At 72.8% G+C, this 17,609-nt stretch carries 14 protein-coding genes; 1 reads left to right on the plus strand and 13 read right to left on the minus strand.

What is annotated here, in order from left to right; genetic code table 11:
• Positions 1–84 precede the first annotated feature (84 nt).
• Positions 85–2,679, minus strand: a complete 2,595-nt coding sequence (locus rosag_RS19040; protein WP_284351757.1) for a U32 family peptidase — start codon at positions 2,677–2,679, stop codon at positions 85–87.
• A 181-nt stretch (positions 2,680–2,860) separates the two neighbouring features.
• Here rosag_RS19040 and rosag_RS19045 point away from each other — a divergent pair, with 181 nt between their 5' ends.
• Positions 2,861–4,810, plus strand: coding sequence for an Ig-like domain-containing protein (locus rosag_RS19045; RefSeq protein WP_284351758.1), 1,950 nt, complete (start codon positions 2,861–2,863; stop codon positions 4,808–4,810).
• 19 nt (positions 4,811–4,829) lie between these two features.
• Here the strand turns inward: rosag_RS19045 and rosag_RS19050 are convergent, their stop codons facing one another.
• The 12 genes from rosag_RS19050 to rosag_RS19105 form a co-directional block, all read right to left on the minus strand.
• Positions 4,830–4,997, minus strand: coding sequence for a hypothetical protein (locus rosag_RS19050; protein WP_284351759.1), 168 nt, complete (start codon positions 4,995–4,997; stop codon positions 4,830–4,832).
• A gap of 3 nt (positions 4,998–5,000) precedes the next feature.
• Positions 5,001–5,357 carry an AtuA-related protein gene (locus tag rosag_RS19055; RefSeq protein ID WP_345784864.1) on the minus strand — a complete coding sequence of 119 codons (357 nt, stop codon included), beginning with the start codon at positions 5,355–5,357 and terminating at the stop codon, positions 5,001–5,003.
• 11 nt (positions 5,358–5,368) lie between these two features.
• On the minus strand, positions 5,369–6,751 hold the full coding sequence (locus rosag_RS19060) for an acyclic terpene utilization AtuA family protein (protein ID WP_284351761.1): 1,383 nt from the start codon (positions 6,749–6,751) through the stop codon (positions 5,369–5,371).
• Positions 6,752–6,768: 17 nt separating this feature from the next.
• Complete coding sequence (locus rosag_RS19065; protein ID WP_284351762.1) at positions 6,769–8,412, minus strand: acyl-CoA carboxylase subunit beta; 1,644 nt, start codon at positions 8,410–8,412, stop codon at positions 6,769–6,771.
• Positions 8,409–8,831 (minus strand): cobalamin B12-binding domain-containing protein, encoded by a 423-nt coding sequence (locus rosag_RS19070; protein ID WP_284351763.1) that lies wholly within the window; start codon positions 8,829–8,831, stop codon positions 8,409–8,411. Before rosag_RS19070 ends, rosag_RS19065 begins: the two co-directional genes overlap by 4 nt.
• A gap of 108 nt (positions 8,832–8,939) precedes the next feature.
• Positions 8,940–9,824, minus strand: a complete 885-nt coding sequence (locus rosag_RS19075; protein WP_284352174.1) for a class I SAM-dependent methyltransferase — start codon at positions 9,822–9,824, stop codon at positions 8,940–8,942.
• Positions 9,737–11,425 (minus strand): acyl-CoA mutase large subunit family protein, encoded by a 1,689-nt coding sequence (locus rosag_RS19080; protein ID WP_284351764.1) that lies wholly within the window; start codon positions 11,423–11,425, stop codon positions 9,737–9,739. The genes rosag_RS19075 and rosag_RS19080 overlap by 88 nt, the downstream gene beginning before the upstream one ends.
• Before the next feature lie 17 nt (positions 11,426–11,442).
• Complete coding sequence (meaB, locus tag rosag_RS19085) at positions 11,443–12,582, minus strand: methylmalonyl Co-A mutase-associated GTPase MeaB (RefSeq protein WP_284351765.1); 1,140 nt, start codon at positions 12,580–12,582, stop codon at positions 11,443–11,445.
• The gene (locus tag rosag_RS19090; protein WP_284351766.1) at positions 12,579–13,562 is read right to left on the minus strand and encodes a CNNM domain-containing protein; all 984 of its coding nucleotides are present in this window, start codon (positions 13,560–13,562) and stop codon (positions 12,579–12,581) included. The genes meaB and rosag_RS19090 overlap by 4 nt, the downstream gene beginning before the upstream one ends.
• Entirely contained in the window at positions 13,559–14,884 is a 1,326-nt protein-coding gene (locus rosag_RS19095) for a hemolysin family protein (protein WP_284351767.1), read from the minus strand. The genes rosag_RS19090 and rosag_RS19095 overlap by 4 nt, the downstream gene beginning before the upstream one ends.
• Complete coding sequence (ybeY, locus tag rosag_RS19100; protein WP_284351768.1) at positions 14,881–15,390, minus strand: rRNA maturation RNase YbeY; 510 nt, start codon at positions 15,388–15,390, stop codon at positions 14,881–14,883. The genes rosag_RS19095 and ybeY overlap by 4 nt, the downstream gene beginning before the upstream one ends.
• Positions 15,387–17,606 carry an HD family phosphohydrolase gene (locus rosag_RS19105; protein ID WP_284351769.1) on the minus strand — a complete coding sequence of 740 codons (2,220 nt, stop codon included), beginning with the start codon at positions 17,604–17,606 and terminating at the stop codon, positions 15,387–15,389. Before rosag_RS19105 ends, ybeY begins: the two co-directional genes overlap by 4 nt.
• Positions 17,607–17,609 lie beyond the last annotated feature (3 nt).

Genomic DNA, 17,609 nt, shown 5'->3' on the forward strand with positions numbered 1-17,609 from the left:
CTCGCGTCGCGCGTGCTCGGCGGACCACCGCCACGCGCCAGGGATGATTCGAACGCACCACGGCGGTGCGCGGGAGCGGCAGGATCAGACGGCGCGCGCGAAGTGGCCGCGCGTGAACGCGGACCCGACCACGGCGCGCACCGCGGCCACGTCGGGGCGCAGCCCGCCGGCGAGCGCGTCGAGCGCCGCGCGGTAGCCGCCGACGATCTCGCGGATCGGGTCGCCCGGCACGTTGAACACGAGCTGGAAGCCGCGGATCCCCGAGCGCCACAGCCGCGGCAGGTACTCCGCGCCCTCGACCGGCCGCGAGTGCAGCAGCCGGTTGCGGCAGGCCGAGTCGGTCGCGACCGGGAAGGTGTAGCCGGCCGGATCGGTGAGCTGCACGTTGGTGTGCTTCTTCACGCACAGGTCGCGGCACGTCGTCGGCTCGCGGTCGAACGCGGCGGAGAGGACGCAGTGCTCGATCGTCATCCCCTCGGGGCGGCCGTAGACGAACGCGTCGAAGCCGTCGCCGTCCCACGGCGCGACCACCTGCGCCATCTCGTCGGCGGTCAGCTCGACCGAGAGGGTGAGCCGGCGGGCGCCCAGGCGGAACAGCTCCGCGGCCGTGTGCTGGTTGAAGCAGTTCACCGCATAGTCGGCGACGACGTCGCGGCCCGCGCGGCCGAACTCCATCATCAGCCCCGTGTGCCCCGTCAGCAGCGGCAGGCCCAGGTCGAGCCACTTCTGGACCGCGCGGCGCTCCTCGGGGCGCACGATGGTGGGCGTGCGGAGCCGCAGCGCGACGCCGCGCGCGGCCAGCTGCTCCTGCGCCGCGCGCACGCGCGCGACCGGCGGCGCGGGGTGCCGCAGGAACGGATCGAACACGACCTCCGTCGCGCCGCCCTCGGCTGCCAGGAGGGCGTCCTCGAGCGAGTAGACCGACGCCCGCAGCGCGAACGGCGCGACCGGCGCAGCAAGCTCGGCCGCAACGACGCCCCCCGCGTTCAGGGTTACGGCCTCCGCCGGCTCGATCCCCGACCATTCCGACGCGTCGGCGACCGGCGCGACGCGCGCCGGCACCTCGCTCGCCGTCCGCGCGCGCCCGATCGCCGCGGCGATGCGCTCCTCGCGCTCGGCCACGACGGCCTGGTGCGCCCAGTCGCGGCGCAGCAGCAGCTCGTCGGTCGCCTCCTGCCGCAGGCGATTCAGCTCGCTCACGGGCAGGAAGAGGCCGACGCCCAGCCCCGCGATGTCGAGCGCGCCGAGCGAGAACGGCGTCCCGCCCATGCGCCCGAGCTGCTCGCGAAGCTGCGGGACGTCCAGCGCGCGCTTGGAGGCCTGCGCCAGCGGCACGTCGCTGCGCACCGTGACCTCGTCCTCGCCCGCGCGGAAGACGGCCTTCAGCGGGCCGCCCCCGTGGCCGAACAGGCGCACGTCGACGCGCGTCCGGCGCGCCTTGCTGCCGTCCGGCATCGCGGCGAAGCTCGCGCGGGCGCGCTCCAGCAGGGCCGCGTGCGACGTGCGCACCACGCGCCAGCCCAGCGGCACGCGACCGCGGGCGGCGATGGCCTGACGCGTCATGCCGGCGCGCGTCGCCAGCGTACGCGCCGCCGTGACGGTGAAGCCGGTGCTCGTGCCCGGCGTGCCGACCGGCGGCTCGAAGCCGACGCCGTCGCCCACGGCCAGCGGCTCGCGGACCTCGATCAGCAGGTCCGCGCCCTCGCGGCCGACGACCACGCCCAGCTCGACGCCGGCGTTGTCGGGCTGCGTGCGCGTGATGTACTCGCGCCCCTGCCGGCCGCCGTACATGCCGCCCGTGAACCCGCGGCTGTAGATCTGCACCAGCGGCTGCACCTCGGCGTCCGTCGGCGGCGCCCAGCTCCCGCGCTCGATCTGGTCGAGCCACTCGCGGTAGCCCTTCGTGACCGTGGCGACGTACTCGGGCTTCTTCTTGCGCCCCTCGATCTTGAGGCAGCCGACGCCCAGCTCCGCCAGCGCGGGCAGGTGGTCGTGCGCGGCGAGGTCCTTGGTCGAGATGAGGTAGCCGCGATCGAGCTCCTGCCCCTGGAGCACGTCCGTGAGGACGTAGTCCTTGCGGCAGCTCTGCGCGCACGAGCCGCGGTTGGCCGAGCGCTCGGAGATCATGCCGGACATGAAGCACTGCCCGGAGTACGAGATGCAGAGCGCGCCGTGCACGAACGTCTCGAGGCCGAGGTCCGGGACCGCGTCGCGGATCGCGCGGACGTCGTCGAGCGTGTTCTCGCGCGCCAGCACGACGCGCTCGACGCCCAGCTCGCGCATCACGAGCGCGCCGCTGACGTCGTGCACGGTCATCTGCGTCGAGCCGTGGATCTCCAGCGTCGGGTAGACCTGCTGGATGAGGCGCACGATCCCCAGGTCCTGGACGATGGCCGCGTCGATGCCGCGGTCCATGCACTCGCCCAGGTAGGTCAGCGCGTCGGCCAGCTCGTCCGGCTTGATGAGGACGTTGAACGTCAGGTAGACGCGCGCGCCCTTCGCGTGCGCGATGGCGCACGCCTGCTCGAGCTCGTCGAGCGAGAGCTGGGCGCCCTCGTCGCGGGCGTTGAAGCGCGAGGCGCCCAGGTACACGGCGTCGGCGCCGTTCGCGACGGCAGCGCGGACGGCCTCCAGCGTACCGGCCGGGGCGAGGAGCTCGGGAACCTGACGGGTGCTCATAAGCTGCGAAATATAAACGACTTGGGCACCCTGCGGCACCTCGGCTGCCGCGCTACTCTGGCGGCTTGGCAGCCACGCGCGTACCCCGGCGGCAATGCCAGGTTCGCCGTCGCGCGAGGGCCCGATGTGCCGGCCGTTGCATCTGCGCCAGCACGCGCGGCGGCTTGCATCGCGCCCATGAATGGCGGAGCTTGCCGGCAACGACTGCGGCCTCGGCGAGAACACGCGCGGCCGTCCACCTGCCTGTGCCTCCATGCGTACCATGACCACCGGCGGGCGCTACGCCGGCCGCGCGCGACGCATCGTCACCGCGCTCGTTCTGGCGACCGCCTGCGGTGGGTCCGACGATGCGACCGGTCGTCTCCCGAGCGGACCCGACGCGGGCCCCACGCCGGCCTCGGTGACGATCGCGCCGCGCACGGTGGCGACGATCGCGGGACGCTCGACTGCGTTGGTGGCCGTCGTCCGTGACGCGCGCGGCGTCGTCATGCTAGCGGCCCGTCCGACGTGGACGAGCAGCGATCCCCTGATCGCCGACGTCGACGGGAGTGGCGTCCTTCGTGGCGTCGAGGCGGGCACGGTGCTGGTGCGCGCCACGGCCGGTAGGGCGACCGACTCCGTGTACGTCACGGTCGCGCGCGCGCCTGTCGCCTCGGTGACCATCGTCGCCCCGGTCGACCGCGTGGTTGCCGGCGAGACCCTGTCCCTCCAAGCGAACGTACTCGACGATCGGGGCGTGCGCGTCACCGATCGGTCGGTCATGTGGACCAGCTCCGACACGACCCTCGCGCGCGTCTCCGCCGATGGCGTGGTCGCCGGCGTGAGGCCCGGCACGTCCACGATCTCGGCGGAGGTGGAAGGACGGACGGCCCACCTGCCGCTCACGGTGGCACCGGCACCGGTTGCCGCGGTGCGGATCACGACAGCTGCCACCGCGCTCACGGTCGGCGAACGCATCACGCTCATCGCGACGCCGCTTGACGCCCGTGGCGCGCCGCTGACGGGACGCTCGGTCGTGTGGCGCTCATCGGACGAGAGTGTGGCGACCGTGAGTGCGACGGGTGACGTGCTGGCGATCGGGCCCGGGCGCACGATGATCTCCGCGTCGGCGGACGGCGCCTCCTCCAGCGTCGCCGTCGACGTGTCGTCGCTCCCGCCGGCCACCGTGCGGGTGAGCGCACCGACGGCGCCACTCCTGGTCGGGAGCACCGTGCATGTGCGCGCGACGGTGCTCGACGCACGTCGCGAGGAGGTGGCCGGTGTCGCGATCGCCTGGAGCAGCTCCAACGCCGCCGTCGCAGCCGTATCGCCGACGGGCGTCGTGACAGGGGTCGCCGAGGGGCGCGCCACCGTGACCGCGGCCGTGGCGGGCGTGCGCGGATCCGCCGACATCGTGGTGGTGCCACGCGGCGCGCGCAGCCAGGTCGACCTGCCAGACGACGTGCCCGCCCCGCAGTTCCACGTGCTCTACGTCCTGCCGAGTGACGCTGTCGATCGTGCGTACGACACGACGGGAACGATCGCCACGACCATCGCGTCCATGCAGAACTGGCTGGCGATGCAGACGGGTGGGCGACGCCTACGGATGGACACCTACCAGGGCCGGCTGAACGTCTCGTTCGCGCGGCTCGCACGGACCAACGCGCAGCTTCGGGCCTTCACCGTCGCGATGCACGACTCCATCGCGGCAGAGCTGGCGGCGCGTGGCTTCCGCGATCCGAACAAGCGGTACGTCGTCTACTTCGATGGAAGCCACCCGACCAACTGCGCCGAGGCGAGCTGGCCGCCCACGGTCCCCGGCCAGACAGCGACTCTCTACCTGCGCGGCAAATCGGACGTGCCCTCGGGTTGCGGCACGACGGCGTTCGCTCCGACGCCGACAACGCCCGCCGGGTACCTGGAGTTCCTCGTGCTGCACGAGATGCTTCACACGCTCGGAGCGGTTTCTCGCGAGGCCCCGGACCACGTGTACTGGGCGCACGTCGACTACGATGCGCGCGACCTCATGTTCAGCGGGTCCCGTCCGTGGACACCGAGCATGCTCGACGCGAACCGACGCAACTACTACAACCCGGCTGGCCTTCCCGCTGGCGTGTTCAACCTCGCGACCAGCCCGTTCCTAATGCCGTGAGGCGGCCCCCGGGTTTTCGCTATTCCGGGGGCCGGCGTCGCCCACCCACTAGGCGAAGGACGAACGCAACCGCGAGCAGCCCGATCGCCGTCAGCCGCGGCCACTCCTCGCCGGTCCAGAACGACCCGGCGAGGAAGATCAGCGCCATGACCACCAGCGCGAGCTTGGCGACCGCCAGCCGGTCCATCGCTCAGCCGGCGTGCACCGGGAGGCCGAGCTGCCGCGCCTCGTCCGCCGGGACGTCGAGGACCATCCGCAGCAGCGCGGTCGAGTAGACCTTCCCCTGCGCATCGGTCTTGAGCGACAGCGTCCCGCCGCCGCCCAGCGCGCCGTGCAGGAGGAAGTTGAGCGCGAGCAGGTTGGGCAGCTCGAAGCGCACGACGTCGCCGGTGATCATGCCGCGGAAGTGCTGCGCCACGCGATCGCGCGTGACGTATCGATCCAACAGCGCGTACCACTCGGGCTTCAGCGCGATGACGCCGACGTTCGCCGTGTCGCCCTTGTCGCCGCTGCGCGCGTGCGCGACGTCCAGCAAGCGCACCTTCACGGTGTCCGAGCTCACGACAGCACCTCGACGTTGGTGTGCACGACGGTCTTGTCCACCAGCGCGGGCCAGTAGGCGACGATCTCCTCGACCTTCGGGCGCCCGCCCGCGAAGCCGGTCACGCTCGGCGGGCCGTTGAGCACCAGCGGCGCGATCTCGCGCGTGAAGCGCTCGACGCTCGCGCGGTCGGTGCCGCGCACGCCCACGCGCAGCTGCACCTCGGGGAGGTCCGCGGCCGGCGCGCCCGCGAGCGGGCCGTGCGTCGCGCTCGCGCCCACGAACTCGGTCAGCACCTCGTCGAACTTCAGGCCGAGCCGATCCAGCCGCTCGCGCAGCACGCGGTCGGCCAGCTGCGCCTTCTCCATCGCGTCGGGCCACGAGTACACGAGCGTGCCCACGGCCTTCCACCCGAAGCGGTAGGCGATCGACACCTTGAGCTTGTCGGTCGCCGGCTTGCCGGTGATCCCATGCACGCGCACGCGGTCCGGCCCGACCTCCTCCAGCCGGATGCTCGTGAAGTCGGCCACGACGTCGGGCGTGATGTACGCGTGCGGATCGCCCATCTCGTACACGAGCTGCTCGGCCACCGAATGGAACGACACGCGCCCGCCGGTGCCCGGATGCTTCGTCACCACGAACGTGCCGTCCGCGCGCGCCTCGGCGATCGGGTAGCCGACGTTCGCGAGGTCCGGGATGCTGCGCCAGTCGTACAGGCAGTTGCCGCCCGAGCACTGCGCGCCGCACTCCAGGATGTGGCCCGCGATGATGCCGGCGGCGAGCGCGTTCCAGTCCTCCGCGCCCCATCCGAACTCGTGGCGCAGCGGCGCCATCGTCAGCGCCGTGTCGGTCGAGCGGCCGGTGACGACGACGTTCGCGCCGCGCGCGAGCGCCTCGACGATCGGCGTCGATCCGATGTACGCGTTGGCCGAGAGGACGCGGTCGCGGATGACCGACAGCGGCTCGCCGGTGTCCATGTTGCGCAGCTCGTGGCCCGACGCCAGCAGCTCGTCGAGGCGCGGCAGCAGGTCGTCGCCGGTGACGACGCCGACCTTCACCCTGCCCGCCGCGCCGCGCTTTGCCGCGACGTCGAGCACCGCGCGCGCGCAGGCCACCGGGTTCACGCCGCCCGCGTTCGCCACCACGCGCACGCCGCGCTCGACGATGGCCGGCAGCACGCTCTCGATCGCGCCCAGGAAGTCGCGCGCGTAGCCCATGTCCGGGTCGCGCTCCTTCTGCTTCTGGAGGATCGACATCGTGACCTCGGCCAGGTAGTCGAGCATCAGGTAGTCGACCTGACCGCCCTCCACCTGCTGCCGCGGCGCGTCCAGCGAGTCGCCCCAGAAGCCCTGCCCGCTCGCCACGCGCACGACGCGGTCCTGCGTCCCTGTCGAAGTCATCCTGAGCGAAGCGAAGGTCAGAGGCCGCGCGGCAGCACGAAGGCGCCGAGGTGCGGCCCGGGGTTCTGGAGGGCGGCGCGCAGCGCGGCGGTCAGCACCGTGCGCGTCTCCTCGGGGTGGACGATCGCGTCGACGAAGCCCCGGGCCGCCGCGTAGCGCGCGTCCAGCTGGTGCTCGTAGTCGGCGCGCATCTCCTCGATGGACGCCTGCACTTCCGGCGGCACGGGCTCGCCCGCCCTGCGCGCCTTCTCGATGGACGGGCCGTGCACGGCCTGCACGGCCGACTCCCCCTCCATCACGCCCATGCGCCCGCTGGGCCACGAGAAGATGAAGTCGGGGTCGAAGCCCTGCCCCGCCATCGCGTAGTAGCCTGCGCCCGACGCGTGGTTCACCGTCAGCACGATCTTCGGCACGCGCGCGGTCGCCATCGCCTCGACGAAGCGCGCGCCCGAGCGGATGATCCCCTCGTGCTCGGCCTCGGGGCCGACCATGAAGCCCGAGACGTCCTGCACGAAGAGCAGCGGGATCCCCTGCCGGTCGCAGCGGTCGATGTAGTACGCGACCTTCTCCGCGCTCTCGGCGTAGAGGATGCCGCCGAAGCGCGGCTTCTCGCCGGCGCGCCCCTTGATCAGCCCGCGCTGGTTCGCGATCACGCCCACCGGGATGCCGGCGATGCGCGCGTCGGCGCAGATGATCTCCTTCGCGAGGTTCGCCTGGAACTCGTCGAGCGCGCCGTCGTCGACGATCGCGCGCAGCACGTGGTGCATGTCGTACGACATGCGGTGGTCGGCGGGCAGCACGTCGTACAGCGTCTCGGGCGCGGCCGCGGGATCGGCGGCGGCGCGCGTCGCCACCTCGCGCTGCGGCGGCAGTCGGTCGATCAGCTCGCGCAGCTTCTCGATCGCGGCCGGATCGTCGTCGGCCGCGTAGTGCGCGACGCCCGACAGCTCCGTGTGCGTCACCGCGCCGCCGAGCGTCTCGTTGTCGATCGTCTGGCCCGTGGCGCCCTTCACGAGGTTCGCGCCGCCGAGGCCCATGAACGACGTGCCCTTCGTCATCACGATCACGTCCGACAGCGCGGGCAGGTAGGCGCCGCCCGCGACGCACGGCCCCATCACCGCGGCCAGCTGCGGGATCCGCAGGTGGCGCCGCATGATCGAGTTGTACTGGAAGATGCGCGCGGCGCCGTACTGCCCGGGGAACACGCCGCCCTGGTAGGGCAGGTTCACGCCGGCCGAGTCGACGAGGTACACGATCGGGATGCGGCAGCGCATCGCGACCTCCTGCGCGCGCAGGATCTTGGGGATCGTCTCGGGCCACCACGAGCCGGCCTTCACCGTCGCGTCGTTGGCGACCACGACGACCTCGCGCCCATGCACGACGGCGAGCCCCGTGACGACGCCGGCGGCGGGCGCCTGGCCGTCGTAGCGGTCGTGCGCGACCAGCAGCCCGATCTCGACGAAGGGCGTGCCCGCGTCGCACAGCCGGGCGATGCGCTCGCGCGCGGTCAGCTTCCCCTGCCGGTGCTGGCGCTCGATCTTGTCGGCGCCGCCGCCCTCGCGGAGCGTCGCCTCCAGCGTGCGCACCTCGGCGCTCAGCTGGCGCAGGCGACTGGTCGGGCGGTCCTGCTGCGGATGCTCCTGCTGGACGGCCGCCGTCACGCCTGCTGGCTCTCCTGCCGCTGGCGCTCGGCGAACCAGCCCTTGATGTAGTCGATCAGGTCGGACGTCGGCGTCCCGGGGCCGAAGAGCTGCCCGACCCCCTGGGCGTACAGCGCCTCCATGTCCTCCTTCGGGAGGATGCCGCCGCCGGTGAGCAGGATGTCGTCGCGCCCCTGCTCGCGCAGCAGCTGCAGCACGCGCGGGAAGAGCGTCATGTGCGCGCCGCTGAGGATCGACAGGCCGACGACGTCGACGTCCTCCTGCACGGCCGCGGTCGCGATCATCTCGGGCGTCTGGTGAAGGCCCGTGTAGATGACCTCCATGCCGGCGTCGCGCAGCGCCGCGGCCACGACCTTGGCGCCGCGATCGTGTCCGTCGAGCCCCGGCTTGGCGACGAGCACGCGAATGGGACGGTCCATGACTGTCGGAAGTGAGAAGTGGGGAGCGGGGAGCGCGTTCTCCCTGCTCCCCACTCGCCGTTCGGCAGACTCAGAAGCTAGCGGACGGCCCCGCCGCCGGGCAGGGCGTCACTCCTTCCGGGCCACCAGCAGCATCTCGCTGGAGCGGCGCGTCATCGGCCGGTCGCGCCAGGCGTCGAAGGCCTGCTCGACCACGAGCCCCGCCTCCGCGCACAGCTCGGAGAGCCGGGTCGCCGTGTAGAGCCGGATGCGATGCTCGCGCTCGCCCCGGGTGCGCTTCCCCTCCCAGGTCGTCAGCACCGTGAGGACGCCGGACAGCGGGTCGAACGAGCGCTCGTGGCCGATCATCGTGCCATCGTCGCTCACCCACCAGTCGCGCTCGAGGAACTTCGCCATCACCCCGTCGCGGCTGCCCCCGTGCCACACCAGCACGCCGCCGGGCTTCAGCACGCGCGCGAACTCGCGGATCACGCGCGCGTCGTCGGCCGGGTCGAGGAAGAAGCCGAAGCTGGTGAACAGGTTCACGACCGCGTCGAAGCGACCCGTCCAGCGGCCGGGCAGCTTCCGCATGTCGCCCTGCGTGTAGCGCAGCGTCTTACCGGTGCCGCGCTTGCGCGCGACGGCCAGCAGCTCCTCCGAGTAGTCGAGCGCGTCGACGTCGAAGCCCGCCTCGGCCAGCAGGTGCGCGTGGCGCCCCTGGCCGCACGGGCAGTCGAGCACGCGCGAGCCCGCGGGCAGCTCGAGCACGTCCAGCAGCCGCGCGACCTCGTGCCGGTCGCGCTCGGGCGTGAAGAGCGGCTGGTACTCGCGCAGGTACTGGGCGTCGAACTGGTTGGCCCACCAGTCGGCGGTGCCGCCGGACTTCTTCGCGGCGGGCCGCCGCGCCGGGATCTTCCGCGCCGCGCTCAGAAGAACACCGGCTCGCGGTACGCCCCGAACACGTCCTCCAGCGCCGCACGGATCTCGTAGAGCGTGCAGTAGGCGCGGGCGCAGTCGAGGATGAAGGGCACGACGTTGGCCGTCCCGCGCGCCGCCTCGCGCAGCGCCTCCAGCCGCTGCTGCACGAGCGCGTCGTCGCGCCGCTCGCGGAGCTCGGCCATGCTGCGCTTCTGCTCCTCCTCGGCCTCCTGCCCGATCTTGAGCAGCGGGATCGACAGCTCCTCCTCGTCGGTGACGAACTCGTTGACGCCGACGATCAGCTTGCGATGCTGCTCGATCTCCCACTGCTGGCGCGCCGCGCTCTCGGCGATGCGGCGCTGGAACCAGCCCTCCTCGAGCCCCTGCACCACGCCGCCCTGCGCGTCGATCTGCTCGAACAGCGCCTCGGCCTCGCGCTCCAGCTGGTCGGTGAGCGCCTCGACGTAGTAGGAGCCGCCCAGCGGGTCCATCACGTTCGGCACGCCGGTCTCGTAGGCGAGGATCTGCTGCGTGCGCAGCGCGACCTGCACCGCCTGCTCGGTCGGCAGCGACAGCGTCTCGTCCATCGAGTTGGTGTGCAGCGACTGCGTGCCGCCGAGCACCGCGGCGAGGCCCTGGTAGGCGACGCGCACGACGTTGTTCATCGGCTGCTGCGCCGTCAGCGTCACGCCCGCGGTCTGCGAGTGAAAGCGCATCATCCACGAGCGCGGATCCTTGGCGCCGTACTTCTCCTTGAGGCGGCGCGCCCAGATGCGGCGGGCGGCGCGCAGCTTGGCGATCTCCTCGAAGAAGTCGTTGTGGATGTCCCAGAAGAACGACAGCCGCGGCGCGAAGTCGTCGACGTCGAGGCCGCGCGCGATGCCCCGCTCGACGTACGTGAAGCCGTCGGCGAGCGTGAACGCGAGCTCCTGCGCGGCCGTCGCTCCCGCCTCGCGGATGTGGTAGCCGCTGATGGAGATCGTGTTCCACTTCGGCGTGTGCGCCGACGACCACTCGAACATGTCGACGATCAGGCGCAGCGCGGGCTCGATCGGGAAGCACCACGCGTGCTGCGCCATGTACTCCTTGAGGATGTCGTTCTGGACCGTCCCCTGGAGCTGCGCCAGCGACACCCCCTGCTTCTCGGCCGCGGCCGCGTAGAAGCAGAACAGGATGATCGCCGGGCCGTTGATCGTCATCGACGTCGAGACCTTGCCGAGGGGGATGCCCTCGAACAGCGTCTCCATGTCGGCGAGCGACGAGATCGCGACGCCGCACTTGCCGACCTCGCCCTCCGAGCGCGGATGGTCGGAGTCGTAGCCCATCAGCGTCGGGAAGTCGAACGCCACCGAGAGCCCCGTCTGCCCCTGCGAGAGCAGGAACTTGTAGCGGGCGTTGGTCTCGCGCGCCGTCCCGAAGCCGGCGAACTGGCGCATCGTCCACAGCTTCCCGCGGTAGCCCGTCGGGTGGATGCCGCGCGTGAACGGGTACTTGCCCGGGACCTCGAGGTCGACGCGGCCTTCCGTGTCGAGCGCCGTGTGCAGCGGCGCGACCTCGCGCGCCGAGTTGGTGAAGGCGACGTCGCGCGTCGTGCCCTTCGTGAAGGCGGCGCGCCAGGCGTCCACCTCGGCCCGCAGCCGCGCCAGCTCGTCGTCGCGATCGCGCAGCGTCTGCTCGAGTTCGTGCACGGAGGCCATGGAAATCCTCGGGATGCTCAGCCGTTGGTCGTGGTCAGCAGCGCGCCGCTGCGGGCGAGGAGCGCGTCGGCGACGCCGAAGGGCGTCTCGGTGCCCTCCTCCATCGCCTCCAGGTGGCCGGCGACCCACGCGTTCGTCGCCGCGTCGGTCCAGAGGCGCTGCCGCACCTTCTGCTCCACCACCTCGACGACGCGCTCGCGGAGCCGGGTCCGGCGCCGCTCGCGCAGCTGGCCGCTGGCCTCAAGATAGCGAAAGTGGCGGTCGAGCGCGGCGAGCACGCCGTCGATCCCCTCCCCCTTCGCGGCGACGCTCTGCAGCACCGGCGGCGTCCAGCGGTCGGACTGCTCGCCCGCGGCGGCGCGGCGGGCCGCGCGTGCGGGGTTCATCACGTCCTTCACGAACTCGCGATGCTCGGGGTCCTTCGCGAGCGCGGTGAGATCGACGCCGTGGTGCGCCGGCAGGTCGAGCGACGCGGGCCCGCCCCGCAGGCCGAGCATCAGCTCGATGTCGTTGCGCAGCCGGTCGGAGCCGGGACGGTCCGCCTTGTTGACGCAGAAGACGTCGGCGATCTCCATCACGCCCGCCTTCAGCGTCTGGATCGAGTCGCCGCTCTCGGGCACCAGCACGACCAGCGTCGTGTCGGCGGCTCGCGCCACATCGAGCTCGCTCTGCCCCACGCCCACCGTCTCGATCAGGATGACGTCGAAGCCCGCGGCATCGAGGACGTCGCACACCTCGCGCGTCGCCGACGACAGCCCGCCGAGCGAGCCGCGCGTGGCGAGCGAGCGGATGAAGATCCCCGGATCGAGCGCGATCGACTCCATGCGGATGCGATCGCCCAGCAGCGCGCCGCCGGTGAATGGCGAGGTCGGATCGACCGCGACGATCGCGACGCGCTTGCCCTCGGCGCGCAGCGTCTTCGCCAGCAGCGTCGTCATCGTGCTCTTGCCGGCGCCCGGCGGCCCGGTGATCCCCACGCGCCGCGCGCGCCCGACCGACGCGTGCAGCGTGGCGAGGATGCGGTCGAAGCCGGCTCGGTGGTTCTCGACGATGCTGACGGCGCGCGCGATCGCGGCGGGCTTGCCGGCGCGCAGGTCGTCGATGAGCCGCGCGGTCGCGCTCGTGGTCGCGCTGGCGGGCGTGGCGGGTGCGGTCACGGGAAGATCGAAGGGGAGTCGGTCGACGGCGCCGGGTCGTCGTGCTCGTCGCGGATCTCGCCCACGAGCTCCTCGAGCACGTCCTCCAGCGTCACGATGCCGAGCGTCGGGCCGCCGACCTCGCGCACGACGGCGAGGTGCCGGCGCTGCCGCAGCATCGCGACCAGCAGGTCGTTGCACGGCGTGCCCGGCGTGGCGACGTGGACCGGCAGCACGGGCGGCAGCTCCTCGCCGCCGGTGGTCAACACGTCGAAGGCGTGCACGATGCCGACGATCGCGTCGAGCGTGCCCTCGTACACCGGCACCCGGCTGTAGGCGGACTGCGCCAGCCGCGCGGCCAGCTCGCGCGGCGGCAGCGCCAGGTCGAGCGCGAACACCTGCTCGCGCGGCGTCATGACCTCACGCACGGTCTTCTCGGCGAACTGCACGACGCCGGTGATGATCGCCATCTCCCCAGGCTCGCCGACGCCCTCCAGCTGGCCCTCGCGCAGCAGGTCCTCGATGTTGTCGCGCGCCTCCTCCTCGGGCTCGACGGGACGCCGGCCACCGACCGCGCGCGCGATCGCCGCGCCGGCGGCGCGCATGGGGAACAGGAGCGCGTCGACCGCGTGCAGCAGCGGCACCAGCACGGGCACCACCCGCGCGGGCCATCGGCGCGCGAGCGCGCGCGGCACCACCTGCCCCGCGCCGATCACCAGCACCGCGAGCAGCACGGCGTGCCACGCGAGCGAGAGCGGCGACGCATCGAGGCTCGCGACGCCGACGCCCGCGAGGAACACGGTGAGCGCGATCCCCGCACCCGCCGAGACGATCAGGCGCTGCGGCCGGTCGAGGTACACCTCGGCCAGCGACGCGCCGGTGAGTCGGCGCTCGACCCAGTGGCGCAGCCAGATGCGGCTCACCGTGCGCACGGCAATGGAGCCCGCGGTGAGCGCGGCCGTGACGACGAGCGTGAGGAGGACGAGGAACGCGAAGCTCACGGCGCACGCTCCACGGACGCGTCGCCATCGGTTCGCGCCCCGCTGCGCGTCGCGGCGCGCGCCGCCCGGCCGGCCGGCTCACGCACGGTCTCGTCGGCGGTGTCGCCCGCTTCCTCCACGGTCACCGGCGTCGCCTCGGGCAGCCGCTCGAAGTACAGGCGCAGGATCTTGCGCCGTACCACGCGCTCGACGACCACGCGGAAGCCGGCGATGGCGAGCGACTCGCCCGCGCGCGGCACGCGGCCCAGGAGCTCGTACACGAGGCCACCAGCGGTCGTGACCTCCTCGTGCTCGATGGGCACGCCGAGGACGTCGGACAGCTCGTCGAGCGTGACGCGCGCCGAGACCCAGAAGCGGCGGTCGCCCTCGGCGACCACCGGCGCCTCCTCCTCGTCGCGCTCGTCGCGGATCTCGCCGACGATCTCCTCGAGGATGTCCTCGATGGTGACGATGCCCGCCGTGCCGCCGTACTCGTCGACGACGACGGCGAGGTGCGAGCCGCTCTGCCGGAAGTCGCGCAGCTGGTCGTGCACGCGCTTGGTGGCCGGGATGTAGTGCGTCGGCCGCACGAGCGACGTCCACCCCTCGGCCGGCTCCTCGCCCGCGATCACGGCTGGCAGCAGGTCCTTGGCGTACAGCACGCCGTCGATCTCGTCGATCGTCTCCTCGTACACCGGCAGCCGCGAGTGCTCGCTGCTGCGCACACGGTCCACGACCTCGGACCACGGCGTCTCGCGCTCGACGCCGATGACGTCGATGCGCGGCACCATGATCTCGCTCACCTGCGTGTCGCCGAGCGTGAACACGCCCGCCAGCAGCGCGCGCTGCGGCTCGCTCACCTCCGCCTCGGCCGACACGATCTCGCGGAACTGCTCGGCGGTCTCCTCGCGCGTGCTCTCGCTGACCTCCTGCGGCGGCAGCGCGCGGCGCATCGCGTCGTCCAGCGACGTCGCCAGCGCCACGACGGGCATCAGCACGACCTCCGCGACGGCGGCGAGCGGCTGCAGCGGCCCGAGCGCGCGCTCGCCCAGCGCGTCGCCGATCTCGCGGGCGGCGACCTCGGTGAGCGCGACGAGGACGAGGCCCGCCGCGAGGCCGATCAGCACCGCGTGCGTGGTGCTGCGCGCCGGCAGGTCGAGCGCGAGCGCGACGGCGACGCCGGCGCCGATCTGTGCCAGCAGCCGCGCGAACGCGAGCGCGCGGTGCCTGCGCTCCACCGAGGCCTCCTCGTCCCGCTCGAAGGCGCACGCCAGCAGCGCCGAGTCGGCCATCGCGAACAGGAAGGCCAGCGTCGCCAGCGCGAGCGCGAGCACGGCGCTCATTCGCGCGCTCCCGCGCCCGTGTGGAAGCGGCGCACGTAGCGCTCCTGCGCGAGCCACATCGGCGACCGGGTGCGCGACGCGTCCTCCGGGTGCTCGTGCCCCAGCACGTGCAGCATCGCGTGCACCACGAGGCGCGCGGTCTCCTCGCGCACGCCCACGCCGTGCGCGACCGCGTGCTCGCGCGCGACCGCCGGGCAGATGTAGACGTCGCCCGTCACGGGCGCCCCGGGCACGGGCGCCAGCGCGAAGGTGATGACGTCGGTCGGGCCGCGGTGCTTCAAGTGGCGCCAGTTGAGCCGCGCCATCTCCTGGGCGTCGACGAAGGTGATCGACACCTCCGCGGCGCGCACGCCCTCGGCGCGCAGCACGCGGCGCGCGAGGTCGGCCACCGCGTCACGCGCGAGCGCGACGCGGGTGCCCTGGGCGGCGACGTCGACCTGGAGCGACGTGCGGGAGGCGGCTCCTGCGGCGGCGCGTGGGCGCCGACTGTCTCCGGCGCCGGTCATGCCGACGCGAACTCGGCGGTCACCCCGCCGCTGGCCGCCGGATACTCGATGCGGGCGTGGTGCATGCCAAGGAGGACGCGGACGAACTGGTCCTTCACGATCTCCAGCTGTCGCAGCGTGAGCGGCGCGTCGCGCAGCTGTCCCTGCTCGATGCGCATGCGGACGATGTGCTCGACGAGCTCGCGCAGCTTCTGCGGCGTGGGCTCCTGCAGCGCGCGCGCGGACGCCTCGACGCCGTCGGCGAGCATCACGATCGCCGTCTCGGCGCTCTGCGGCGTCGGGCCCGGGTAGGTGAACTCGGCGGCGTTGGGCGAGGTCGCGTCGCCGCGCTCCTTCGCCTTCTCGTAGAAGTAGACGATGCGGCCCGTGCCGTGGTGCTCGGTGATGAACGCGCGCAGCACCTTTGGCAGCTTGATCTCGTCCGCCAGCTCCAGCCCCTCGCGCACGTGGTTGCGGATGATCGCGGCGCTGGCCGAGGGCTTGAGCTTGTCGTGCGGGTTGCGCCCCTTCGCCTGGTTCTCGACGAAGTACTGCGGGCGCTCCAGCTTCCCGATGTCGTGGTAGTAGGTGCCGACGCGCGCCAGCAGCCCGTTGGCGCCGATCGCGTTGCACGCCGCCTCGGCCAGGTTGGCCATCGCGATCGTGTGCGCGTACGTGCCCGGCGCCTCGAGGCTCAGGCGCTGCAGCAGCGGGCGGTTGAGGTCCGACCACTCCAGCAGGCGCAGGTACGTGTCGATGCCGGTGAACTCCTCGGCCGGGGCGAGGAGCCCCATCGCCAGCGCGACCGACACCAGGGCGTTGAGCGCGCCGAACCCCGCGGCGATCCCCGCCTCGCGGAGGTTCCAGCCGAGCGCCAGCGCGAGCGTGATGGACGAGAGGACGTAGCCCGCGCAGACGACGAGCATGGCGGAGAACGCCTGCGTGCGCCGGCTCAGCGTGCGGACGCTCGCCGCCGCGGCCACGCCGCCCACGAGCACGACGAAGAGCGTGTTCGACCCGCGGAACGGCCCCTGGCTCCCCACCAGGATCGCGACGACCAGCACCGCGACGAGGCTGATGCGGGCGTCGAACAGCACGCTGAAGAGCACCGCCGCGAGCGCGATCGGGATCAGCTCGGGACGCGGGTTGGGCATGCGCGCGACGACCGCGGCCGCCACCAGCACCAGCAGGAAGCCGAGCGCGAACAGCGACACCGCGCGGAACGAGCGGTAGAGCTGCGGCCGGAAGAGCGCGAGCGTCACGCCGAAGACGGCGATCAGCACCAGGTTGTGCAGCAGCGCTCCAGCGACGCGCGTCGCGCCGCGCGCCAGCGAGCGGTCCGACATCCCGCGCTGCGCGACCGCCGTGCGGAGCGCGCGCATCTTGTCGAACTCCTCGCGCCCCACGACCTCGTGCGCGCCGACGATCTTCTCGCCCGCCCGCACGAGCCACTTGTTGGGATCGACGCCGCGCAGCGCGTCCGCGCGCAGCCGGTCGGTGGCGGCGCGATCGGCGGCCAGCGTCGGGCGGAAGAACGCGCTCAGCAGCTTCACGTACAGCGCCTCGGCGATCTCCGAGCCGGCGTCGGGGCGGGCGCGGCGCGCGTCGGCGAGCACGGTGGAGAGCGTCGGCACGCTGTCGGCCGGCACGACGCGATACTGGCCGCCGCGCGCGATGGCGACGTCGGCCGGCGCATCGGGCACGGCGCCGGTGGACGCGACGCCGCGCGGGAGCCAGCGGTCGAGCGTCGTCGCGACGCCGTCCATGAGCGCCTGCCGGCGCGGCGCGCTGCGCAGGTACGCGACCTCCGCAGGCGTGATGCGGACGCCTACACGCGCCGCGTCGGCCACCAGCGCCGTCGCCTGGGCGGCGGACGCGCCCGGCGCGAGCGACGCCTCCAGCAGCGCGCGGAAGCGCGCGACGTGGAACCGCGCCGAGTCGACACCTGTCGCGTCGAACGCAAGGACGGCGGCGGTGCTGCGCACCGCCTCCTCACGCTCCGCCTGAAGCTCGGCGTCGGTCTTGGGGACGCGGAACGCGAACGGCGCGATGACGTTGTCGGGCGCGACCGAGCCCACCTCGTAGAGCGGGGCGTCGGCGGCGGGCGCCGTCGGGAACAGCAGGTACGTGACGAACGCCAGCGCGAGCGCCAGCAGCACCCGGCCGCCGTGCGCCCGCACCAGCGCGCGTCGTGATCCCTCGCCCTCGTCGGGCTCGGGCTGACCCCAGAGACCCACGAC

This window comes from Roseisolibacter agri (assembly GCF_030159095.1).
Taxonomy (GTDB): domain Bacteria; phylum Gemmatimonadota; class Gemmatimonadetes; order Gemmatimonadales; family Gemmatimonadaceae; genus Roseisolibacter; species Roseisolibacter agri.